Source organism: Candidatus Arthromitus sp. SFB-mouse-NL (assembly GCF_000709435.1).
In the GTDB taxonomy this organism is placed as follows: Bacteria; Bacillota; Clostridia; order Clostridiales; family Clostridiaceae; genus Dwaynesavagella.
This window is the reverse complement of sequence record NZ_CP008713.1, coordinates 763,906-788,804: the sequence shown is the minus strand read 5'-3', so window position 1 is coordinate 788,804 and position 24,899 is coordinate 763,906. Positions and strand designations below refer to the sequence as shown.

At 28.9% G+C, this 24,899-nt stretch carries 22 protein-coding genes; all 22 read right to left on the bottom strand.

Annotated features, from left to right (window positions below):
* Positions 1–8: 8 nt before the first annotated feature.
* Positions 9–296 (bottom strand): YlmC/YmxH family sporulation protein, encoded by a 288-nt coding sequence (locus tag SFBMNL_RS03820; RefSeq protein ID WP_042294589.1) that lies wholly within the window; start codon positions 294–296, stop codon positions 9–11.
* A 120-nt stretch (positions 297–416) separates the two neighbouring features.
* A complete protein-coding gene (locus SFBMNL_RS03815) occupies positions 417–2,531 on the bottom strand; it encodes a polyribonucleotide nucleotidyltransferase (protein ID WP_005806304.1) in 2,115 nt (704 codons plus the stop codon).
* Positions 2,532–2,613: 82 nt separating this feature from the next.
* Positions 2,614–2,877, bottom strand: a complete 264-nt coding sequence (gene rpsO / locus SFBMNL_RS03810; protein ID WP_040054077.1) for a 30S ribosomal protein S15 — start codon at positions 2,875–2,877, stop codon at positions 2,614–2,616.
* 103 nt (positions 2,878–2,980) lie between these two features.
* Positions 2,981–3,904, bottom strand: a complete 924-nt coding sequence (locus SFBMNL_RS03805) for a bifunctional riboflavin kinase/FAD synthetase (protein WP_005806307.1) — start codon at positions 3,902–3,904, stop codon at positions 2,981–2,983.
* Entirely contained in the window at positions 3,891–4,790 is a 900-nt protein-coding gene (truB, locus tag SFBMNL_RS03800) for a tRNA pseudouridine(55) synthase TruB (protein WP_005806310.1), read from the bottom strand. Before truB ends, SFBMNL_RS03805 begins: the two co-directional genes overlap by 14 nt.
* Positions 4,787–5,746 carry a DHH family phosphoesterase gene (locus SFBMNL_RS03795; protein ID WP_007445250.1) on the bottom strand — a complete coding sequence of 320 codons (960 nt, stop codon included), beginning with the start codon at positions 5,744–5,746 and terminating at the stop codon, positions 4,787–4,789. The genes truB and SFBMNL_RS03795 overlap by 4 nt, the downstream gene beginning before the upstream one ends.
* On the bottom strand, positions 5,739–6,095 hold the full coding sequence (gene rbfA / locus SFBMNL_RS03790) for a 30S ribosome-binding factor RbfA (protein ID WP_005806313.1): 357 nt from the start codon (positions 6,093–6,095) through the stop codon (positions 5,739–5,741). Before rbfA ends, SFBMNL_RS03795 begins: the two co-directional genes overlap by 8 nt.
* Positions 6,096–6,116: 21 nt before the next feature.
* The gene (gene infB, locus SFBMNL_RS03785) at positions 6,117–8,261 is read right to left on the bottom strand and encodes a translation initiation factor IF-2 (RefSeq protein ID WP_042294588.1); all 2,145 of its coding nucleotides are present in this window, start codon (positions 8,259–8,261) and stop codon (positions 6,117–6,119) included.
* A 25-nt stretch (positions 8,262–8,286) separates the two neighbouring features.
* A complete protein-coding gene (gene rnpM, locus SFBMNL_RS03780; protein ID WP_005806317.1) occupies positions 8,287–8,556 on the bottom strand; it encodes an RNase P modulator RnpM in 270 nt (89 codons plus the stop codon).
* On the bottom strand, positions 8,546–9,706 hold the full coding sequence (gene nusA / locus SFBMNL_RS03775) for a transcription termination factor NusA (protein ID WP_005806318.1): 1,161 nt from the start codon (positions 9,704–9,706) through the stop codon (positions 8,546–8,548). The genes rnpM and nusA overlap by 11 nt, the downstream gene beginning before the upstream one ends.
* A gap of 10 nt (positions 9,707–9,716) precedes the next feature.
* The gene (rimP, locus tag SFBMNL_RS03770; protein WP_005806320.1) at positions 9,717–10,178 is read right to left on the bottom strand and encodes a ribosome maturation factor RimP; all 462 of its coding nucleotides are present in this window, start codon (positions 10,176–10,178) and stop codon (positions 9,717–9,719) included.
* Positions 10,179–10,527: 349 nt separating this feature from the next.
* On the bottom strand, positions 10,528–14,721 hold the full coding sequence (locus SFBMNL_RS03765; protein WP_042294587.1) for a PolC-type DNA polymerase III: 4,194 nt from the start codon (positions 14,719–14,721) through the stop codon (positions 10,528–10,530).
* A 55-nt stretch (positions 14,722–14,776) separates the two neighbouring features.
* Entirely contained in the window at positions 14,777–15,826 is a 1,050-nt protein-coding gene (gene ispG / locus SFBMNL_RS03760; RefSeq protein ID WP_005806324.1) for a flavodoxin-dependent (E)-4-hydroxy-3-methylbut-2-enyl-diphosphate synthase, read from the bottom strand.
* A 30-nt stretch (positions 15,827–15,856) separates the two neighbouring features.
* A complete protein-coding gene (gene rseP, locus SFBMNL_RS03755) occupies positions 15,857–16,897 on the bottom strand; it encodes an RIP metalloprotease RseP (RefSeq protein WP_005806325.1) in 1,041 nt (346 codons plus the stop codon).
* Between the two features lie 11 nt (positions 16,898–16,908).
* The gene (locus tag SFBMNL_RS03750) at positions 16,909–17,694 is read right to left on the bottom strand and encodes a phosphatidate cytidylyltransferase (RefSeq protein WP_005806327.1); all 786 of its coding nucleotides are present in this window, start codon (positions 17,692–17,694) and stop codon (positions 16,909–16,911) included.
* Positions 17,684–18,415 carry an isoprenyl transferase gene (locus SFBMNL_RS03745; RefSeq protein WP_005806328.1) on the bottom strand — a complete coding sequence of 244 codons (732 nt, stop codon included), beginning with the start codon at positions 18,413–18,415 and terminating at the stop codon, positions 17,684–17,686. The genes SFBMNL_RS03750 and SFBMNL_RS03745 overlap by 11 nt, the downstream gene beginning before the upstream one ends.
* A gap of 10 nt (positions 18,416–18,425) precedes the next feature.
* Positions 18,426–18,983 carry a ribosome recycling factor gene (gene frr, locus SFBMNL_RS03740; protein ID WP_042294586.1) on the bottom strand — a complete coding sequence of 186 codons (558 nt, stop codon included), beginning with the start codon at positions 18,981–18,983 and terminating at the stop codon, positions 18,426–18,428.
* 14 nt (positions 18,984–18,997) lie between these two features.
* The gene (gene pyrH / locus SFBMNL_RS03735; protein WP_005806332.1) at positions 18,998–19,705 is read right to left on the bottom strand and encodes a UMP kinase; all 708 of its coding nucleotides are present in this window, start codon (positions 19,703–19,705) and stop codon (positions 18,998–19,000) included.
* A 78-nt stretch (positions 19,706–19,783) separates the two neighbouring features.
* Entirely contained in the window at positions 19,784–20,713 is a 930-nt protein-coding gene (gene tsf / locus SFBMNL_RS03730; protein ID WP_042294585.1) for a translation elongation factor Ts, read from the bottom strand.
* 15 nt (positions 20,714–20,728) lie between these two features.
* Positions 20,729–21,454, bottom strand: a complete 726-nt coding sequence (rpsB, locus tag SFBMNL_RS03725) for a 30S ribosomal protein S2 (RefSeq protein WP_007440586.1) — start codon at positions 21,452–21,454, stop codon at positions 20,729–20,731.
* Positions 21,455–21,599: 145 nt separating this feature from the next.
* Positions 21,600–23,654 carry a type I DNA topoisomerase gene (gene topA, locus SFBMNL_RS03720; RefSeq protein WP_042294584.1) on the bottom strand — a complete coding sequence of 685 codons (2,055 nt, stop codon included), beginning with the start codon at positions 23,652–23,654 and terminating at the stop codon, positions 21,600–21,602.
* A 139-nt stretch (positions 23,655–23,793) separates the two neighbouring features.
* Positions 23,794–24,888 carry a DNA-processing protein DprA gene (gene dprA, locus SFBMNL_RS03715; protein WP_042294583.1) on the bottom strand — a complete coding sequence of 365 codons (1,095 nt, stop codon included), beginning with the start codon at positions 24,886–24,888 and terminating at the stop codon, positions 23,794–23,796.
* Positions 24,889–24,899: the final 11 nt, after the last annotated feature.

The window sequence follows — 24,899 nt, the reverse complement described above, 5'->3', positions numbered from 1 at the left end:
TCTTTAAATTAATAAACATCTGAATCAAGTAAATTTTCATCTATATTATCAAAATCAATTATAATTGTTTTGCTTCCTATCTTTTTAATTGAATTCCACGGTATTTTACAAAATTGCTTTGAAGTTTTAAAAAATGGATTTCCTACTCTTCCCAAACTCAAAGCTATAAATTTAAAATTTCCATACTTATCAATAATCAAATCATGATTAAATAAACATCCATATTTCTCGGCATCATTTATATTAATAATTTCATAGCGTTGTATATCACTATAAAGTTTATCTTTTTTATGCATGGGTATCTACCTCCTAATATAAGGTATTGTTTTTTTTATTTTTTAGTACTTAAAAAAATAAAAATAGCAAGGATATTCAATCTCTTGCCTTCTCGTAAAAAATTATTCTATTCTATCACTTCAATTATCTTTTTGTTCTTGTTTGTTATCTAAAATATCTTTCCTAGATAAATTAATTCTTCCATGTGAATCAATATCAATTACCTTAACCAGTATTTCATCACCAACTGAAACAGTATCCTCAACTTTATTAAACTTTTTATTAGAAAGCTTAGAAATATGAACTAATCCTTCTTTACCATTAAAAATATCTACAAAAGCACCAAAACTTGTTATCTTAACAACCTTTCCAAGATAAACTTCCCCAACTTTAATCTCTTTTGTAATAATCTCTATTTGGTTTAATGCATAATCAATTTTGTTAACATCATAATCAGATATAAATATACGTCCATCATCTTCTATATGTATAGCTTGCTTTTTAAGATTAGCGTCAGAGATAATTTTATTTATAACTTTACCGCCAATACCTATTACATCCCTTATCTTATCTGGATCAATTTTTATAATCTTTGTTTTAGGAGCATACTCAGATAAACTGGATTTATGTTTTGGAATACATTTATTTATTTTATCTAAAATTTCAAGCCTAGCCTTCCTAGCAGATTCTAAACTCTTTTTAATACAATCCCAAGACAATCCTCTTATCTTTGTATCAACTTGAATTGCTGTTATTCCTTTTTCTGTCCCAGCAACTTTAAAATCCATATCTCCAAAAAAATCCTCTACACCTTGTATATCAGTTAAAATTTCCTCTCTAGTTAAATCATCATTAGTAAATAATCCAATCGCAATACCTGCTGCTGGTCTTTTTATAGGAACTCCTGCATCAAGTAATGCAAGTGTACTTCCACAAACAGATGCTTGAGATGTTGAACCATTCGAACTTAAAACTTCTGATACTAATCGTATTGTGTATGGAAATTCTTCTGTTGGAGGTATTAATGGCTCAAGGGCTTTTTCTGCTAAAGCTCCATGTCCTATCTCACGTCTTCCAGGTCCTCTGAGTGGCTTAACTTCTCCAACGCTATATGATGGAAAATTATAATGATGCATATATCTCTTATACTCTTCTTCACCAATTCCATCAATAATTTGAACATCAGCAAGTGGTCCAAGAGTTGCTATAGTTAATACCTGGGTGAGTCCCCTCGTAAATAATCCTGTCCCGTGAGTTCTAGGAAGTATGGATATATCACATGATATAGGCCTTATTTCATCAAAATCTCTACCATCAGGTCTCCTATTTTCATCCAATATCATTTTTCTAACAATTTCTTTTTGAATATTATTAACAATGTAGTTTACATCTAACATATTATCTGGATATATTTCTTTAAAATGATCACTAATTTCATTTTTAAGGTCACCCATTACCTCTGCTCGTTCAATCTTATCAGTCGTATACATGACACTCTTAATTTTATCATAACAAAATTTATGTACTTCCTCAGCTATATCATCAGAAACTGAATAAAGCTCTGGTTCAATTTTATCCTTACCATATTTTTCAACGGCATCTAGTTGAAATTTAATTAATTTCTGACAAGCATCAAATCCAAACTTTATTGCATCATACATAATATCTTCTGGTATTTCACAACCGCCAGCTTCAATCATTATCACTCTTTCTCTAGTTGCACATACTGTTAAATTTAATATAGTTTCTTCTCTTTGTTTAGATGTAGGGTTTATTACAAACTCTCCATGAACTAATCCTACCATGACTGCTCCAACAGGTTCAGTGTAAGGAATATTAGATATACACAATGCTAATGAGGATGCATTAATAGCTAAAATTTCTGGTAAATTATCATTTTCTACAGACATTACTGTACAAACTACTTGAACATCATTTCTGTACCCCTTAGGAAATAATGGCCTTAATGGTCTATCAATAGCTCTCCCATTCAATATAGCTTGAGTGGATGGTTTTCCCTCTCTTTTTATAAATCCTCCTGGAATTTTACCAACAGAATATAATCTCTCCTCATATTCAACACTTAGTGGAAAAAAATCTATTCCTTCCCTTGGTTTTTCAGAAGCATTAACATTTACGAGAACACATGTATCTCCGTAACTAACAATAATCGACGTATTTGATAACATACCCAAATCACCGAGTTTAAGGGACAACTTTCTACCTTCAAATACAGTCTCTAAAATGTCTAGCACTAAACATTTCCTCCTTTTCGATTTTATATAAATTTAAGAGCGGATAAAAAAACCGCTCTTACCATAAATAACTTAAAACAACTTATCTTCTAATTCCTAAATCTTTAATAAGACCTCTATACTTATTAATATCTTGTTTCATTAAATAATTCAACAAACCTCTTCTTTTACCAACCATAATGAGCAATCCTCTTCTTGAGTGATGATCTTTTTTATGTATTTTTAAATGCTCCGTTAATTCAGAAATTCTTTTAGTAAGTAAAGCTATTTGAACTTCAACCGATCCTGTATCTTTTTCGTGTCTTGAATACTCTCTAATTATTTCTTGCTTTTTCTCTTTATTTATCATAAAATTATCCTCCTAATAAATCGCCCAAAACCAAGTTATAGCCCCCAATGCTAAAACCTAGTTCAAGGTTTACATAAGTTAAGTATAGCAAATATTTAATTTATTTCAAATATTTTTTTACTATATTTATGGAATCTATTTTATCCTTCTCAAGTTGATCTATAAGTGCATGTACGTCCGAAAACAAAATTTCATTACGTAATTTCTTTATAAAATTAACTCTAATTTTTTTATCATATAAATCACCTTTAAAATCTAATATGAATGTTTCAATAGAGATATATTTGTTCCTAAAGGTAGGATTATAACCGATATTAGTCATAGATATATATCTACGAGCGTCAAATTCTGTTATGGTTGCATATACTCCATTTTGTGGTATACAAAATTTAGCATCATATTTTAAATTTGCAGTTGGAAATCCCAATTTTCTACCTAATTGTTTCCCACGAATAACTACACCTGTAATATTGAAGAATCTACCTAAAAATTTATTAGCTTTTTCTATCTCACCATACTTGATATAAACCCTTATCTTCGTACTGCTTATCTTTTTGTTATATAAATTCAATAATTCAACAACTTCTGTTTCATAACCAAGTTCCTTACCTAGCTCAGTTAAATATTGAATATTCCCCTGATTTTTATATCCAAATTTAAAGTTAAATCCACATATAATTTTTTTCATCCCATAATTGCTAGTCAAATATGTTATAAACTGATTAGCTATAATATTTTTAACTTCTAGAAAATCATATAAACATAAATAATCGACTCCCATATTCTCCAATATATGAATTTTTTCATCGATTGGCGTCAATATCTTAGGAGCCTTACTTGGATTTAGAAACGCTACAGGATGTTCTTTAAAAGTTACAACCATACTTTTATAAGAATGTTCTTTAGCATCTTTAATAACTTTATTTATTATTTTCTGGTGAACACTATGTACTCCATCAAAATTACCAATACATAAGACTGTATTATGATTTATTTTTTTGTAAATTGAATTAATTATTTGCATAACTATTACCTTGACTTAAAAATTTAATAACTCTTAAAGAAACCATCTTTCGTTCACAAATACCTATTAAATTCCCTTTAGTATATAATAAGTATATTCCTTCAGCAATCTTGTGTATATATTTTGGATTTTTAACAGAAACTCCATTCATTAAAAGTTTTATAATATCTGGATCATTTATCTCAATCTTAGGATAATCAATAATATCATCTATTAAAATTAAATTATCTCGAATTTTTTTGGAATCTATAGTTTCAAAATCCAATGCAGTATCCTTTTTAAAATCTCCACTCTCGACTCTCTCTAAAAAAGTTATTGTCCCATATGTACCCATTGCTTTTGCTATATCTCTACACAAACTTCTTATATAAGTTCCCTTAGAACATTTAATTGTAAAAGAACACTCATTATTTTCTTCATTAACTACAACACTATTTATAAAATAAACTACTATTTTTCTAGATTTAAGTTCAAATTCAATTCCTCCTCTTGCTAATTCATATGCTCTTTTACCATTAACTTTTAAAGCAGAATAATTTGGTGGAACCTGCTCCTGTTCTCCAATAAAACCATTTAACACATTTAATAATTTATTTTTATCTAGAATAAACTCTAAATCCATTTTTGTTATATTTCCTTCACAGTCATATGTATCAGTTAAAATACCAAATTTAATTTTAACACTATAAACTTTATCTTTATTAAGTAAATATTCACTTATTTTAGTTGCACTACCAATACAAATTGGCAGTACACCACAAGCTAATGGATCTAAAGTTCCAGTATGTCCTATCTTTTTTATATTTAATAATTTTTTAATTCTAATTACAACATAATTTGAAGTAATATTTTGAGGTTTATAAATATTTATAACTCCATTAATCATTTCAAAAGTTTCCTAAACTCCTCAACCAATACTCTTTCTATATCATCTCTTTTTAAATTTGTAACGAATGCAGCTGCCTTAATATGTCCACCGCCACCAAACTTCTGGGCTATTTTACAAACATTTATAGAGTTCTTGCTCCTTAAACTAACCTTATGTTTACCATTAAAATCCTTAATCAAAATACTTGCCTTAACACCATCAATAGTTAATCCATAACTTACAATATCATTTGTTTGTTCATCAGTTGAATTAGATTTATTTAACATTTCATTTGTTACATGTATAACACAAATTTGATTGTCAATTAACTTAATTTCATTATAAACCAATCCCAAAAGTTTAACCTTAGAGAATGTTTTATATAAAAATAATTGCTCATATATGTTCCAAAATTCAAATTTGGTAGCAATTAACTCTCCAACTATATTAAAAGTTTTTTGTGATGTGCATTCAAATCTTAAACCACCAGTATCAGTCATTATAGATGTGTATATACATTTAGCAATATCTTGATCTAATTCAACTCCCAAGTTCTTTATAACATCGAATACAATTTCTCCCGTAGAACTAGCACCACCATCTACAAAATTATATTTACAATATCTATCATTACTGATATGATGATCAATTCCTAGCGTTATAGTTTTATCAAAATCAACTTCACATGAAATTCTTTCAATATTACCACAATCTAAAATTATTAAAAGATCAATATCCGAAGTTACAATATAATTTTCACCATTTATTTCATTAATTAACGGCAAAAATTTTAAATTAATAGTATTAGTTAGATCATCCTTAGAGAAAATCATAACATCTTTGTTTAATTTTTTTAACGCAAAATACAAGGATAACAAACTACCAACTGCATCACCATCAGGTGATACGTGGTAACTGAGCCCTATACTTTTAGAATCTTCAATTAACAATTTAATATTATCAAAATTAATCATTACAAGAATCCTCTTTATTTGTTTTCTTTAATATTTCATCAATATGAAAACTATATTCTATCGAGTTATCAATTCTCAAATCAATCTCAGGAGTAAATCTAATTTTAACATTTTGAGATATCGATCTCTTCATTTTCCCTACAGATCTCTTTAAAATTTCAAATATCTCTTCTCTATTCTTATCAAAAATGCTTAAATAAACCTTTGTAGTTTTAAAATCTGTAGCAGTGTCAACTCTTGTTACAGTTATTAATCCTGTAATTCTTGAATCTCGTAAATCATTTTGTATACAAGAACTTACCGCTTTCTTTATCTCCTCATTAACTCTATCTATCCTAAATTTTCCCAAAATTTATCACCTCTATATTAATTAAAGGTTATTTCTTTTAAATTCCTTCATTTCAAATCCTTCAATTATATCTTCTTCTTTTAAATCATTAAAATTTTCTATAGATAAACCACATTCATATCCCTTATTAACTTCTTTAACATCATCTTTGAATCTCTTTAACGACGATAACTTGGATTCAAAGATAACAACCCCTTGACGTAAAATTCTTACATTACAATTTCTTGTTAATTTACCATCTAAAACATAACATCCTGCAACTGTTCCAACATTTGATATTTTATATAATTGTCTTATTTCAACACGTCCAAGATAAACCTCTTTAATATCTGGATCTAAAAGTCCTATCATAGCTGATTTAATATCATCAAGAGCTTCATATATAAGTCTATATGTTCTTATATCAACTTTCTCTTTGTCAGCTAGTAAAAGAGCGTTATTATCAGGTCTTACATTAAATCCAATTATTATAGCATTTGATGTACTAGCAAATATAATATCACTTTCGTTTATTGCTCCAACAGCACTATGAATAACCTTAACTTTAATATTCTCAGATGATAATTTTTCTAAAGATTGTTTTAACGCCTCTGAAGATCCTTGAACATCAGATTTAACTATTATACTTAACTCCTTTATAGTTCCATCCTTAATTTGACTATAAACAGTTTCAAGTGATATTTTTGAATTATTCATCTGACTATCTTTAATTTGCTGTTTCCTATCATTTGAAATTTGCCTAGCAACTTTTTCATCTTTTATAGACTCAAACCTATCTCCAGCATCTGGAACTTCATTTAATCCAAGAACAAGTACTGGTATTGATGGTCCAGCTTCTTTCATTGGCACATCATTTTCATCATACATTGCTCTAATTTTACCATATGTATTACCAACAACAACACAATCTCCAATTTTAAGAGTTCCATCTTGAACAAGCAAAGTTGCTAAAGGCCCACGTCCTTTGTCAAGTCTAGATTCTATAACCGTACCCTTTGCTGGCGAACTTTTATCTGCAGTAAGTTCCTGTATATCTGCAGTCAATATAATCATTTCTAACAATTCATCTATACCTTCTCCAGTTTTAGCAGAAACATTTACAAATACTGTACTACCTCCCCAGTCTTCAGCAATAATTTCATATTCAGTAAGCTCTTGCTTAACTTTATCAATATTCGCTTCAGGCTTATCAATTTTATTAACAGCAACTATTATTGGAACATTGGCAGATTTACAATGATTTATAGCTTCAACTGTTTGAGGCATTATTCCATCATCTGCAGCAACAACAAGAATAACTATATCTGTAACCTTTGCACCTCTTGCTCTCATTTGGGTAAAAGCTTCATGCCCTGGTGTATCTATAAATGTTATAATTTCATCACCAACTTGAACTTTATAAGCTCCAATGTGTTGAGTTATACCACCAGCTTCCTTTTGAGATACATTTGTTTTTCTTATACAATCAAGTAATGATGTTTTTCCATGGTCTACGTGACCCATAACAGTAATTATTGGAGGCCTTTTTGATAAATTTTCTGATTTCGTTTCAGTTAAATTTCCAATTAATTCATATTTATCATCATTTGAAGTTTCTTCTTTTTTAACACATTCAACTTCGTATTTATCACAAAGTTTTTTTGCAACCTCAAAGTCTATTTCTTGATTTATTGAAACCATCAAACCCAAGAACATTAAATTCTTAATAACATCCGCTGTTGATTTATTAAGTTTTTGTGCAAGATCTTTGACACTTATAGTTCTGCTAATTTCTATAATTCCATTATTTTCTCCACTGTCATTGGCTGCTACATTATTTTTTTTGTGTTTCAATGAGGACTGTCTTCTATTATTTTTGTTTTTATTCTTATTTTTTGAGGATTGTTTATCTATTTGTTCAATCATGATTTCTTCATATTCCTGAACAATATCGTTTCTATTAACATTTTCTTGATATTTATCATAATCCATTGACATTTCATTTTCCGACACAGAATCTTTATCCTTTATCTCAAAATATTCTTTTATTAACTCACTATCCTTATCACTTAAAACACTCATATGATTTTTTACATCTACATCAAACTCATTTTTAAGAATCGATATCAACTCTTTACTTGGTTTATTTACAGCTTTCGCTAACTCATAAATTCGAACTTTGGACATAAAATCTACCTCCCTAATATAAATTCTAAATTTTCCCTAATTTATTTTGTAATTCATTCACAACCTCTAACGGAATTTCTATTTTCAAAGATCTGCAAAGCTTATTAAACTTAATACTTTTCTCTAAACATTTCAGATTATCTTTACAAACATATACCCCTCTACCATCAGACTTATAAGTTTCATCAATTTTAACAATTTTATCTGGAGTCCTACATATTCTTATAAGTTCATACTTATTTCGTCGTTCATTACATCCAATACATCTTCTAAACAAAACTCCCCTATTCTTCATTAGCTATTTCCTCTTGGAATATGCCATCATCAAATTTAGTTGCATCATTTTTAATGTTCTCTTCAATTTTAAAAACTTCTTCATTCTCATTATTTTCATCATAAAAACTCTCAACTTTCGATAACGGTTTTATATCTATCTTCCATCCTGTTAATCTAGCAGCTAATCTCACATTTTGTCCTTCTTTACCTATAGCTAAAGAAAGCTGAGAATCATCAACTACAACATCAGCTAATTTTTTTTCTGGATCAATTGATATTTTAGATATATTAGCAGGACTTAAAGCATTTGATATATATATCTCAGGATCTTCATTCCATTTTATAATATCAATTTTCTCATTTTTAAGTTCGTTAACAATGCTTCTTACCCTAAGTCCTTGTTCTCCAACACATGCTCCCACAGGATCGACTTCCTCCATATTAGAGAAAACTGCCATCTTTGTTCTAGCACCAGCTTCACGGACAATATTTTTAATCTCTACGATGCCTTCTTGTATCTCACTAACTTCTAATTCAAATAACTTCTTCACAAAATTAGGATCAGTCCTTGATACATGAACTTGAGTACCCTTAGGTGAATTTATAACTTCTGAAACATAAAGTTTTATTTTCTCATTTCTCATAAATCTTTCTCTAGGAATTTTATCATTTGTCCTCAAAATTGTTTCAATTCTTCCTATGTTAATAAAAACATGGTCTTTATCATTCCTAAGAACCGTACCTGTTATAATCTGGAACTCCTTTTTCACATACTCCTTGTATAACAAATCACGTTCTGCTTCTTTAATTCTCTGAGTTACTACCTGCTTAGCAAGAGTAGCTGCCACACGTCCAAAGCTTTTTGGGGTAACCTCAACATCACATATATCACCAATATTATAGTAAGGACTTATTTTCCTAGAATCATCTAAAACAATCTCTAAAGAAGAATATCTAATTGATTCTACAATTAACTTCTGTGCAAAAACTTTTATTTCACCAGTAACCCTATTCATTGTTACTTTTACATTTTGAGAGGCTCCTTGATTTGCGTAGTTTTTTTTATATGCTGCTATGAGAGCATCTTCTATTGTTGTGAAGATTAGATCTTCACTTATTCCTTTATCTTTAACTATTGTTTTAAGTGCATCTATAAATTCTTTATTCATGGATATCCCCCTAAGATATTTCCTCTAAATTTATATTTTTTATCATATTGAGGTCAAATTCTAACTCTCTATTTTCAACTTTAACTTTAATGCCATGATCATTAACATTAACTAAAATTCCAATATATTTCTTAACACCTTCGAAACTTTTTGATAGTCTAACACAAACAACCTTGTTTATTGCATCCATCATTTGCTTTAAAGTGTATAATTTCCTGTTTATCCCAGGAGAAGATACCTCCAAAAAGAATTTATCATTTATCTCAAGACTATCTATAATGAAATTTATAGTTTTTGCAACAATCTCACAATCTTTAACAGTAATCTTCTCGTTTATATCTTCATGGGTAATCATTACCCTTAGATAATTGTGACCAAGTTCATTTACATACTCAATATGATAAATTTCATATCCTAAATCATCTATAGAGCTACTAATATTTTCTCTAATTAAGTTAACCAAACTATCCAAAACTACCTTCCTCTTTTATTATAAAAATTTTCCATCGTAAAATACAGAGAGAGCAGGTCTTAAAACCTACTCTCTCTCAAATAAATAATGCAAATAAACATTGTATTATCGAATTATAGCACAGTTATATTTTCATTGCAACTATTTAATATTAGAACTATATTTAGTTTAATATATTATTTAAATCTTTTTCTAGTGTAAAAATATCTGCATTTTTAGTATTATGTGTTTAGCAAAGCGAATCTATAATGGAATAATAAAAATTCTCTGATACCAATCTATAATGGTTTCAGAGAATTTCGATTTTATGATTCTATTTCCATCACGTTCTTATCTGTAAAAAATCACTCTAAAATTGTAAATTCATTGACAATTGATTATTTTCAGGCAAATCTCTTATACATCCATGGGACTGAAGTGTTTCAATTACTGTTTTAGATACCTTTGCTCTATTTTTCAAATCCTGAATAGATATAAATTCACAAAATCTACCAGCCTCATATAAATTTTTTGCGGCTGTAGCACCAACTCCTTGCAATGCATTAATAGGTGGAAGTATTCCTCCATCTTCTATCTTAAAATCATTGTAATGTGATTTATATAAGTCTACCTTATAGAATTTAACATCTCGTGCATATGCTTCCAAAGCTATCTCAAGTACTGTCAAAAGTCCTTTATCTTTTTGAGTTAAATTATTTCCTAAAGCATTTAATTGACCAATTTTCTCTTTAATAAACTCTGCTCCATTACAAATTAAATTTGCATCAAACTCATCAGCTCTAACAGTAAAATAAGCAGTATAATACTCAATCGGATAATAAACCTTATAATAAGCAATTCTAACAGCCATCATAACATAAGCTACAGCATGACCCTTAGGAAACATATACTTAATTCTTCTACAAGACTCAATATACCAAGACTCTATTTTATTTTCTGCCATTATATCCTCATATTCTTTTGTTAGACCTTTACCTTTACGCACACTTTCCATAATATCAAATGCTTTCTTAGCTGGTAGTCCTTTATAAACCAAATAAACCATAATATCATCTCTTGTGGATATACAATCTTTAAGTGTTGTATATCCTTTCATAATAAATTCCTGAGCATTATTAATCCAAACATCTGTTCCATGTGATAAACCCGATATTCTTACAAGGTCTGAAAACGTTGTCGGCTTGGTATCAAGTAACATTTGCCGTACAAACTTAGTCCCAAATTCAGGAATTCCAAGCGTACCTACAGAACAGTCTATATATCCTGGCTCCATATTAAGAGCAGATATACCAGTAAATAAACTAAGCACTTTTTCATCATTTAACGGTATTTCTTGAGGATTCAATCCTGTTAAATCTTTAAGCATCTTAAGCATAGTTGGATCATCATGTCCAAGAATATCAAGTTTTAATAAACGTCCACTTATTGAGTGATAATCAAAATGAGTAGTTATTACATCTGCATCCATATCGTCTGCTGGATGTTGTATCGGTGTAAAATTAAATATATCATTATCTTTAGGTACAACCATTATACCCCCTGGATGTTGGCCAGTTGTTCTTTTAACTCCCGTTAATCCTTTGGATAACCTCTCAATTTCTGGTTGAGGTACTCTAATACCCATTTCTTCTATGTATTTTTTAACATAACCATAGGCTGTTTTATCAGCAATAGTACCAATAGTGCCTGCTCTAAACACATAACCTTTACCAAATAACTCCTCAGTATATTTATGAACCAATGGTTGATATTCTCCAGAAAAATTTAAATCAATATCAGGCTCTTTATCTCCATCAAATCCTAAAAAGGTTTCAAATGGAATATCAAATCCATCTCTTAAATATTCTGTACCACATTTAACACAATCTTTTGATGGTAAATCTACTCCAGCATTAACACTACCATCTGATATAAATTCTGTGTCCTTACATTTTGGACAAACATAATGGGGTGGAAGTCCATTAACCTCAGTTATTCCACAAAATGTCGCAACAATCGATGATCCAACAGATCCTCTTGAACCAACTAAGTATCCATCGTCTAAGGACTTTTTAACAAGTTTATGTGCAATTAAATAAAGTACAGCATATCCATTCGATATAATAGAATTCAATTCCTTATCAAGCCTATCTTTTATTATTTGATGAAGATTTTCTCCATAAATAGAGTGAGCCTTTTCATAAGCCATCATCCTTATCTCATCATCTGATCCTTCTATCTTAGGAGGAAAAGTTCCATTTGGTATTGGCAAAATTTCATCAACCATATCATTAATCTTGCTTGGATTTAAAAGTATAACTTCATCTCTAACATCCTTTGACAAAAATTCAAACTCTTTAAACATTTCATCAGTAGTTCTTAAATATAAACTCGTATCATCTAAATTTACTTTAAAATTCTGACAAACCCTTAAAATATTTCTATAAATATTATCCTTCTTTTCTATATAATGAGCATTTGAAACAGCAACTACTAATTTTTCATTTTTCTTCCCTAACTTATAAATTTCCTTTATAACATCTTCAATCTCTTTATAATCTTTAAATCTCTCAGATCTAATCTGCTCTGTACAATTAACAGGAGGAGAAATTTCAAAATAATCATAAAAGTCTATTATATCATTAATCCTATCATCATCTAAATAATCAGTAATAGCCTTAAATATTTCTCCTTCTCTAAATGATGCACCTATTAATATACCTTCTCGGTGCTTCAATATCTCACTCTTTGGAATTCTCGATGTCTTAAAAAAATATTCCAAATGACCCTTAGATACAAGCTTATATATATTTTTTAAACCATTATAATCTTTTGCAAGCAATACAGTTTGATATGTAAAAATTTTTGATATATGTATATTTTCTCTATACTTCTTATTCAGATCCTCTAAACTCAAAATCTCTTGTGATTTTAATCGCTCAAAACATTTAATTAAAATCATCGCTGTTGCTTTAGCATCATCTACCGCTCTATGATGATTATCAAGAGGTATTGCTAAATGTTTAGCAACTACATTTAACCTATATCTCTTAAGTTCAGGAAATAAGAATTTACATATGTCTATAGTATCAAGTAAAGAATTTTTAAAACTATATCCAAATTTATTACCATTTCTCCTAATAAACGACATATCAAAATCTATGTTGTGAGCAACAAGTATTGCTCCAGAACAAAAATCATAAAATTCTCCAATAATATTTTCAATAATAGGAGCACCTGCTACCATTTCATTACTTATTGATGTTAATTCTGTAATTTTATACGGTATATTCATCTCTGGATTAACAAATGTAGAAAATTCATCTACAATTTCTCCATTTATAATTTTAACAGCACCAATCTCAATTATTTTTTCATTCACATTTGAAAATCCCGTGGTTTCAATATCAAAAACTACAAAAGTATCATTAATTGTTTTACCAAAATCATCATTAATTAATGGTTTCAAATCATCAACCATATTAATCTCTATACCATAAATAGGTTTAATCCCAAACTTTTTAGAAGCATCCATAACATTTGGATATGCTTGAACTACATTATGATCAGTAATTGCTACTGATTTATGTCCCCAATCTTTCAAAGTTTTAAATAATGCATTAACATTAATCACAGAATCCATTGTGCTAAGATTTGTATGAGAATGTAATTCAATTCGTTTTTCTCCATAATCATCTCTTCGTTCTATCTTACTAATAGAACTAATATTATACGCAATAATTGCTAATTCATTTGTGAAGTTATCCATCACAACCTCACCTTTAATTTTAACATTGGAATCATTTTTCACTTTGTCTAAAATATTTTCATTATCTTTTAATCTCAAAAAATACTTTACATTTATAGATGATGTATCATCATTGATATAAAAATTAAGAATTTTTTTACCTGTTTTAGTTGTCAAAACTTTTTGGTTAAAGATACATCCTTGAATAACTATATTTTTTTCAGGAATAGTAATCGAAGATATCTCAATCGCATTTTCAAGAATTTGTTTCCCAACAATGACACTATCATCTGAGTACTTATTATTATCTACCTTAACCTTACTATTAAAAAAAACTGGATCATTAGGGATAGAATCAATAGTTTTATTTTCAACAATTATATCATCTTTAATAAAATCTTCTTTCTGATTACCATAAACAATTTCTATATTCACATCTATATTGAAGAAATATTTAACAAAACCTTCAAGCTCGATATTTACATTATTGTTATTAAACTTATTTATTATAAAATTATTTGACGATATATAAATCAGTTTACTATCAACTACATTAGGTTTCACAAAAAAAACTGGATAAAATATTGGATTAGTGAACTTAACATACTCAAGAAATGAATCATAATTATTATGTAAAAAATCATCCACAGATTTAGAATAGCAGTTTTTTATTAAAATAATTTCATAATTAAAATTTTTATCTACTTGATTTCTAAGTTTTGCTTTCAAATCATCCTTATTAAAATCATCTTCGTATTCAATATAAATTAAAACATTTCTCTTATCTTCCCAAATTTCTATTTTTAAAACTTTCATTATTCCCACTCACCCATAATATCACAATTTAAAAGAGAGGAATTACTTCCTCTCTTTATAATGTATCTATTTCCTTTTTCAATTCATCTAATAGATATTCCTCTTTAACTTTTCTAAGTATTTCACCTTTTTTAAAAATTAATCCTTCACCATTTCCACCAGCTACTCCAATATCAGCCTCTCTAGCCTCACCTGGTCCATTAACAGCACATCCCATTACAGCAATAGTTATATTTTTATCTATATCTTTTGTCAACTGCTCAACTTTGTTAGCGAGATCTATAAGATTAAACTTTGTTCTAGAACAAGTTGGACAAGAGATCAAATTCACACCCTTATTATAAATATTCAAAGATTTTAATATTTCCTTGCTAACTTTAACCTCATTTACAGGATCATCAGTTAAAGAAACCCTAATAGTATCACCTATACCATTATGTAATAAAGTTCCAATACCTATGCTTGATTTAACAGCACCTGATAAAAACAAACCTGCTTCAGTAACGCCTAAATGCAATGGATAATCAACAGCACTTGAAATTTTTTTATAGGACTCAATCATCATCTCAACATCAGATGATTTGACAGAAATAACTATATTCCTAAAACCAAACTTTTCCAACAAATCAACATTTTTTAAAGCACTTTCAACTAATGCATCAGTAGTCTTTTTCCCATACCTGCTGAGAATATCCTTTTGTAGAGAACCACCGTTAACTCCAATTCTTATAGGAACTCCATATTCCTCACAAGCATTAACAACTTCTCGTATCTTATCTTCATTACCAATATTTCCAGGATTTATCCTAACTTTATCAATTCCATTTTTTATACAAGCCAACGCTATCCTATAATCAAATTGAATATCCGCAACTAAAGGAATATTTGTATTTTTTTTAATCTTAGAAATACAATCCACTTCTTGATTATCAGTAATGGCAATTCTAACTATATTACAACCTTCTTTTTCTAAAACATTAATTTGATTTATAGTTGCATTTACATCCTTAGTATTAGTATTAGTCATAGATTGAATTGCTATTGGATTGCATCCACCAATCATTACATTTCCTATCCTAACTTCCTTTTTTAAAATTCTATCCAACTTAAAACCATTCCTTACTTAAAATAAAAATTATAAACTCACAGGAAAAAATATATCCTTCAAAGTAACAAAAATCATTAACAAAATCAATAAAGTAAATCCAACATAATTTATCTTAGCTAAAATATCCTGCTTAATTCGTTTTTTAGATACCAATTCTATAAAATTAACTACAACAGCTCCGCCATCCAAAGCTGGAAAAGGTATCAAATTAAAAATACCTAAATTTACACTTAAGAAAGCTGTAAAATTTAATAACTGTTGTATACCAGCTTTAGCTGCTTGACCAGAAACCTTAAAAATAGTTATTGGTCCACTTAAATCCTTAACAGATGCTTTGCCTGTTATAAGTTGCGCCAAAGAAGATAATACTTGTTTAATTTCTGAAAAAGTCTGCTTAAATCCATTAAACACAGCTTCAAAAAAACCAGGATTTTCTATAAATTTTGGTTTTATACCTATAATCAAAGAATTATTTTCAATCTTTGGGAAAACATCAAAATTCATCTTCTGGTTATCTCTTAAAACTCCTATATTAATCTTTTCTTTACTTTCAGATGTTTGCAATCTAAATACAAACTCATTCCAATTCAAAAACTTTTTAGAGTTTATTGACACCAATTCATCTCCAACCTTTAAGCCAGCAACCTCAGCTGGACTACCTTCAATAACCTCATTTATTACTGTGGAAGTATACCCAGTGAATGCACTAATACCCCCAAAAATTAAAAACGCTAAAATAAAATTCATGACTGGACCAGCTAAAATTATGGATATCTTTCTCAAGGGACTCTTATGTATGTACGCTCTATCTTTGTCGTAATGGCTAACTTCATCATCAGACTCATCATACTCCCCTAACATTTTAACATATCCTCCAATAGGTAATAATCTTATAGAGTACATAGTTTCCTTGCCTTTGATTTTAAATATTAATGGTCCCATTCCTATAGCAAATTCTTCAACTAAAACTCCATTCATCTTAGCCACTATAAAATGACCAAACTCATGACCTACTATAAGAATACCAAAACTTAATACAACCAAAAGTATTACAATTAAATTACTCATTTAATGCTCCTTTATATAAAAATTTGCGAATAAATAAATACCACAATAGATATGAGCAAAATGCTATCAAACCTATCTAATATACCACCATGTCCGGGGATCAAATTACTAAAATTTTTAATATCCACAAACCTTTTTATAGATGATGCGATCAAATCTCCTATTTGACCAATAACTCCTATTATAAAACTCAATAAAATTAGATTAATTATCGGAATATCCAATTTATCCATAAAAATGGTACCATAAAGAACAATAACTATAATGCAACTTATAACTCCCCCAGCAAATCCCTCTATTGTTTTGTTTGGACTTATTCTTTCAATCAATTTATGCCTACCAAAATTTTTACCAATTACATATGCCATAGTATCTGTTGTCCATGCACACAAAAAAACAATCCATGGTAGATAATTATTTATTTCACTTAATATAAAAATAAAACTAAACGGTATTACTATATAAAAAACAGCTATAAAACTCAAACTTATATCTATAATGTGATTTTTATAATCTAATAAAAAACATAGCAATACAAGTAAAAATAAAAGTACTAAAATATTTATGTATTCAATCCCTAATATATAATATATTATTGCAAAAAAAATAAGTAAACATATATTAATTTTTAAATTTTTTTTCATGAAAACATTTGAAAACTCAATTAAAGATAAGATGGTAATAGTAAACATCACAATTTTTAAAAACATACCACCTAAAATTAATGATATAATTATTGGGATAATTATTAATGATCCTATATATCTTTTATTTATTTTTGAAAAATCAATTCCCATCGTCTACCTTTCCAAAGCGTCTTTTCCTTTTTTTAAAACTCTCTAAAGCATCATATAAATCTGATTTTTTAAAATCTGGCCAAAACACATCTGTATACCAAAACTCAGTATAAGCACACTGCCACAATAAAAAATTGCTTAACCTATACTCACCACTAGTTCGAATCAATAAATCTGGATCTGGTATATCATATGTATACAAATACTTTGAAAATAATTTTTCATCAATATCATCAATATCTAATTTCGAATTTTTAGCATCTTCAGCTAAATTCTTAACAGCCCTCAATATTTCATTCCTTGCCCCGTAATTTATAGCAAGTGTTAAAACCATTTTAGAATTATTTTTAGTTTCATTAATTACAAATGCTATCAATTTCATTGTTTTCTTTGGTAATTTACTAACGTCGCCAATAACATTTAATCTTATATTTTTTTGCATCAAATCATCTAGTCTTTCAGTTAAATATTTATTTAATAATAACATTAAATTATTAACTTCAAAGGCTGGACGTTTCCAATTTTCAGTAGAAAATACATATAATGTTATGTACTTAATATTAAGATCCTTACATTGATCTATAAGCATTTCTAAATTTTCGACCCCGGCTTTATGGCCTTCAGTTCTTGAAAGATTTCTATTTTTTGCCCATCTCCCATTACCATCTAAAATTATAGCTATATGATTAGGAAGATTACCATGTTTCAAATTCAATTTCAATCGAACCTTCCTAAATTGACATTATTTCTTTTTCTTTATTTGCAACTATTTCATCCACTTTTTTAACAAATTTATCCGTCTGTTTTTGTATATCATCTTCCGCTTTTTTTAAATCATCTTCTGTTATTGATCCATCTTTTTTCAATAATTTAACTTTATCGTTAGCATCTCTTCTTAAAGCTCTTAACGCAACTTTTGAATCTTCAGCAATCTTTTTAGCTTTTTTAACAGTATTTCTCCTCGTCTCCTCTGTCATTTCAGGAATAATTAATCTTATTGATGATCCATCGTTGTTTGGCATTAATCCTAAATCTGATTTTAATATAGCTTTTTCAATATCTTTTAGAATATTTTTTTCCCACGGTTGAATCATTAATATTCTAGACTCTGGTGTAGAAATATTAGCAAGCTGATTAAGTCTAGTCATAACTCCATAATACTCAACTTCCACTCTATCAAGCATATTTGGATTAGCTCTTCCTACCCTGACAGAGCCTAACTCTTCTACCAATACATCCATAGTTTTTAACATTTTTTCTTTCAATACATCCACTATTTGACTAATCATACTAAACACCTCACTTATTTACTTACAAAGGTTCCTATTTTTTCGCCTTTAACTGCTTTTAATATATTTCCTTCAATATCTAAATTAAAAACAATTATTGGTATATTATTATCCATACACAACGATGTAGCAGTCGAATCCATAACCTGTAAATTATTTTTTAAAATTTCCAAATAACTTAATTCGTTGTATCTTATAGCATCATCATATTTCATTGGATCTTTATTATATATACCATCTACTTTTTTTGCAAGAAGTATAACCTCTGCTTCAATTTCTGCTGCTCTTAATGCCGCAGCTGTATCTGTTGAAAAAAATGGATTACCTGTACCAGATGAAAATATTACAACCCTACCTTTTTCTAGATGTCTTACAGCTTTTCTCCTTATATATGGTTCCGCTATCTGTTTTATTTCTAACGCACTTAATACTCTAGTAATTATACCATACTCTTCCAATGAATCCTGTAGAGCTAATGAATTTATGCATGTAGCAAGCATACCCATATGATCCGCAGTTGTTCGATCCATACCACGCCCAGCTCTACCTCTCCATATATTTCCACCACCAACAACAACGCCTACTTCTAAACCATTATCTTTAAGTTCTTTTATTTCTCTAGCAATCCTTCTGCATACTTCAAAATCTATTCCAAATCCTATATTACCCGCAAGTGCCTCACCAGATAATTTCAACAAAACTCTTTTAAACTTATACTCCATTTTTCCCCCTATATAAACTTAAATTAATTTCAAAAAAAGAGAACAATGCCAAACATGTTCTCTTTAATAAAACAACTCCTATTTATTACCTTTATTCATCTGTTTCTGAACTTCTTCAGCAAAATTCTCTTCGATTTTTTCTATACCTTCCCCTTTTTCAAAACGAGAAAAACGTATAATTTGAATTTTTGAGCCTAATTCTTTAGATTTATTTTTAATAAACTTTGCAACTGTTAAATCTGGATCTTTAACAAAACTTTGTTCAGTTAAACAAACTTCCTGATAATATTTTTTGATTCTTCCTTCAACCATTTTTTCAACTACTTGTTCTGGTTTTCCTTCATTTAGAGCTTGAGTTTTCAAAATTTGACGTTCTTTTTCAACCACTAATTGATCTACACTATTAACATCTAAAAATAGAGGATTACTAGCAGCTATTTGCATACAAATATCTTTAGCAACTTTAAAAACATCCTCACTTTTATTATCACTCTCTAACTCAACTATAACACCAATCTTACCATCACCATGAATATAAGTATTAATAACTCCATTATTAGCTGAATAATTAACCACTCTTCTTAATGATATATTTTCTCCAAGTTTGGATACTAACCCAATAATAGCATCTTTAACAGTACTAAACTCCTGATTAAACTTATAGTTTAAGCTCTCAATTGTTTGAACATCATCACACTGATTTTCGGAAGCTATCTCACAAATTTCTTTGGATAATTTTACAAATAATGGGTTAATAGCTACAAAATCTGTTTCACAATTCAATTCAACTAAAGTCCCTTTAGAAAAATCTGTGCTAACATAAGAAGAAACAACCCCTTCAGCAGCAACTCTTCCAGCTTTTTTAGCTGCCGATGCTAGACCTTTTTCTCTTAAAACATCTATAGCTTTTTCAAGGTCACCATCTGTTTCAGATAGAGCCTTCTTACAATCCATCATTCCAGCTCCAGTTAATTCTCTCAGCTCTTTAACCAATTGTGTAGTTACCATTGTATATTCCTCCTTTTAAGCTTCTTGAGTCTCTTGAACTTCCTCTATGACGTCTACACCCTGTCTTCCTTCAACAATAGCATCAGCTATTTTACTAGTTATTAATTTTACAGCTCTTATTGCGTCATCATTTCCTGGAATAGGAAAATCTATTTCATCTGGATCACAGTTTGTATCCACAACTGATACAATAGGAATCCCTAATTTTTTTGCTTCATAAATAGCATTTCTCTCTTTTTTAGGGTCTATTATAAACATTGCTCCAATATTATTAGCATCTAAATTCTTTATCCCACCTAAATTTCTTTCTAATTTTTCCCTTTCAGAACGAAGCTTTATAACCTCTTTCTTTAACATCAAAGAAAATGTTCCATTCTCTTCCATTTCTTTCAAAGTTTCAAGACGTTTAATCCTATTCTTGATAGTCCTAAAATTAGTCAGCATTCCTCCTAACCATCTATGGTTAACATAATGCATTCCTACTCTCTGTGCTTCTTCTCCTATTGTTTCTTGAGCCTGTTTCTTCGTTCCAACAAACAAAATATCTTTACCTTCTGTAGCCAAACTCCTTACAAACTCATATGCTTCTTCTAATTTCTTAACAGTTTTTTGTAAATCTATTATATATATTCCATTTCTTTCTGCAAAAATAAATCTACTCATTTTAGGATTCCATCTTCTTGTTTGATGTCCAAAATGAACACCAGCTTCTAATAATTGTTTCATTGAAATAATTGACATATTTAAAATCCTCCATTTGGTTAAATCTTCCACTATCTATACTCCAAACCAAACCTAATCCAAAGGCACCAAAGTTTAAATTAGAGAGTGTGCTTAATTACGTTAATAATATACCATATAGCTAATCAAGCATCAATAAAAATTTTTATTTATCTTTACAATCTTGATCAATACATTCATAGAACTCCTGTTTTCTTTTAATTTTCTTAACTGTAATACCACCACATTTAGGACACTTAACATTGCTCGGTTCATTCCATGATATAAAATCACATTCAGGATACTTACTGCATCCATAGAATACTTTTCCTTTTTTACTCTTCCTAACATTGATTTCCCCACCACATTTAGGACATGGAATGTTCAATTTTTGAATAATAGACTTAGTATTTTTACATTCCGGATATCCTGGACATGCTAGAAAAACACCATATCTACTATGTTTTTTAACCATATTACGCCCACATTTATCACATAAAACATCAGTAACTTCGTCTTCAATCACAACCTTCTTAACTGTATTCTCGGCTATATCAATTTTTTCTTTTAGTGGTTTATAGAACTCATGAACTATACTTTTCCAACTTGCTTTACCTTCTTCTATCCCATCTAATTTTTTTTCCATGTCAGCTGTAAATTCTATATCAACAATCTCTGTAAAATTATTTTTTATTAAATCATTGACTATAATTCCTAATTCTGTTGGAACAAATTGTTTATTTTGACGTTTTAAATACATACGATCGAAAAGAGTACTTATAGTTGGAACGTAAGTACTTGGTCTTCCTATAGATTTTTCTTCCAATAATTTAACAAAAGATGCTTCGGTATATCTTGGAGGTGGTTGTGTGAAATGTTCTATACTTTCCACTTTAACATTCTTTAATTCTTCCCCTTCTTCAAATGCTGGAAGTATTAAGTCTTTATCATCCTTATCAACTTCATAAACTTTCAAAAATCCATCAAATTGCAACTGAGATCCATTTAATTTAAATAAATAATCTCCATTTTTTATACTAATAGCCATTGTATTGTATACAGCATTACGCATCTGACTTGCCAAAAATCTTCTCCATATTAGAGAATATAACTTATACTGATCATCTTTTAAAGTTTGCTTTGCAATATCTGGTGTAATTTCTACATTGGTAGGTCTTATAGCTTCATGTGCATCTTGAATATTTTTATTATTCTTCCCATATTGCCTCGGTATATCAAGTTTATATTTGTCTCCATATACTTTAGCCACAAATTCATTTACTTGATTTAAAGAATCAGCCGATAATCTAACAGAATCCGTTCTCATATAAGTGATTAATCCTACAACTCCATATCCTTTAACCTCAACTCCCTCATATAGTGACTGAGCAACAGACATAGTCCTCTTTGTCTGAAAATTTAATTTCTTATAAGCCTCTTGCTGAAGGGTACTTGTAGTAAAAGGTGGTGATGGATACTTATTTTTTGAGCCTTCCTTTATTTCATCTACAATATACTTTCCTTCGGACAACTCATCTAATATTTCTAAAACTTTATTTTCTGTTAATTCATCCAATTTTTCCTTGTGCTTAGAATGAAGTTTGAACACATATTTCTTAGAATTCTTTTTTCCACTGCCTTCTATCGTAAAATATTGTTTAACTTCAAAACTATTTATTTCATTTTCTCTATCACATATTAACTTCAGAGCTGCGGACTGCACCCTACCAGCACTCAACTTAGGCTTCACTGTTTTCCATAAAATAGGACTTATACCATATCCAACTAATCTATCTACTACTCTTCTAGCCTGCTGAGCATTAACTAAATTCAAATTAATACTTCTAGCATTTTTAATAGAGTTTTTTATGGTTGTTTTTGTTATTTCATTAAATTCAACTCTACATTTATCATCAACATCAATCCCTAATATATAAGCTAAATGCCAAGATATAGCCTCACCTTCCCTATCTGGGTCAGTTGCTAAAAAAACTTTTTCACTCTTTTTAGAAGCCTTTTTAAGTGATTTAATTAAATCAGCTTTTCCCCTAACATTTATGTAATTTGGTTCATAATTATCTTCAACAGATACTCCTAATCGACTCTTAGGCAAATCTCTAATATGTCCCATTGATGCTACAACTTCATAATTCAATCCCAAATATTTTTTTATAGTCTTAGCTTTTGCTGGCGATTCAACGATAACTAAATATTTTGCCATAGTTTAATCCCAAAGGATTGATAATCCCCCCATTTCAATTAAACAACATTATCAAAAGTAATAATTTTTAAAATATAATATATTTTTTTTCACATATAGTCAATCACAAAAAATAATTTATATGATAATAAAATTATTTTTAAATTACTTTTAATTGATAAAAGTTACCTACAGATGCTTCTATAATATTTAAATTTTCAAGCTCAAATAATATCTTATAAATATCTACTACACTAATTCCTGTTTCATTAGCAATTTCATCAATATTACTAGGTTTCTTCTTTATCAATGAAAATACTTTATACTTGAAAGGATCAGATAGTAATTTTTCATGATTCCCATAATTAATACTAGTAGTATTGCTATTTAATTTAAAAATATCATACAAATCTTTAATTTCTGAAATTATATGAGCTCCATCTCTTATCAACTTATTGCACCCCATACTTTTATCCCAAAAAATTGGACCTGGTACCGCTGCTATATCTTTTCCATAATCTAACGCATATTTTACAGTAATCATAGTTCCACTTTTTTCTCTAGCTTCAACAACAATAAGTCCATCCCCAATAGCACTAATTATACGATTGCGTTGAGGGAAATTAAATTTATCAGGTTTTGTATACACATCGTATTCAGACAATATACACCCCTTATCCCCTATTTCATCAAAGTACTTAAAATTCTCCTTTGGGTAATAGTTTAATAATCCAGATCCAAGTACACATATAGGCATGCCATTACTTTCTAAACAAATTTTATGAGATAATATATCAATTCCTCTTGCTCCACCACTAACTACACCAACATTATTTACACTTAATTCTCTCGATATTTTTTTGCAAACTTCTTCTCCATATGGTGTAGCATTTCGAGTCCCTATAATAGATATACAATATGCATCTAATAAATCTATATTTCCCTTATAAAATATAGAAAATGGTTTGTTATCAATATCCTTTAATTTATTTGGATAATTATCATCACCATATTTCACAAATTTTATATTATATTTATCCAAGATATTGCTGTATTTATGCAAATCAAAATCATCTTTTAATTGCTTATAAGTTTTAACAAACCTGTCATACTCATTTAAATTTATATAATTTAAATTTCCATTTTCTATTAACTCCTTGTACACTTCTTCAGATGTTTTAAAATCTTCTATTAATTTAATCTTAATATTTGAACTTACATTTGTTTTTAAAATCCAATAATCATAAAAATTCATGATTACCCTCC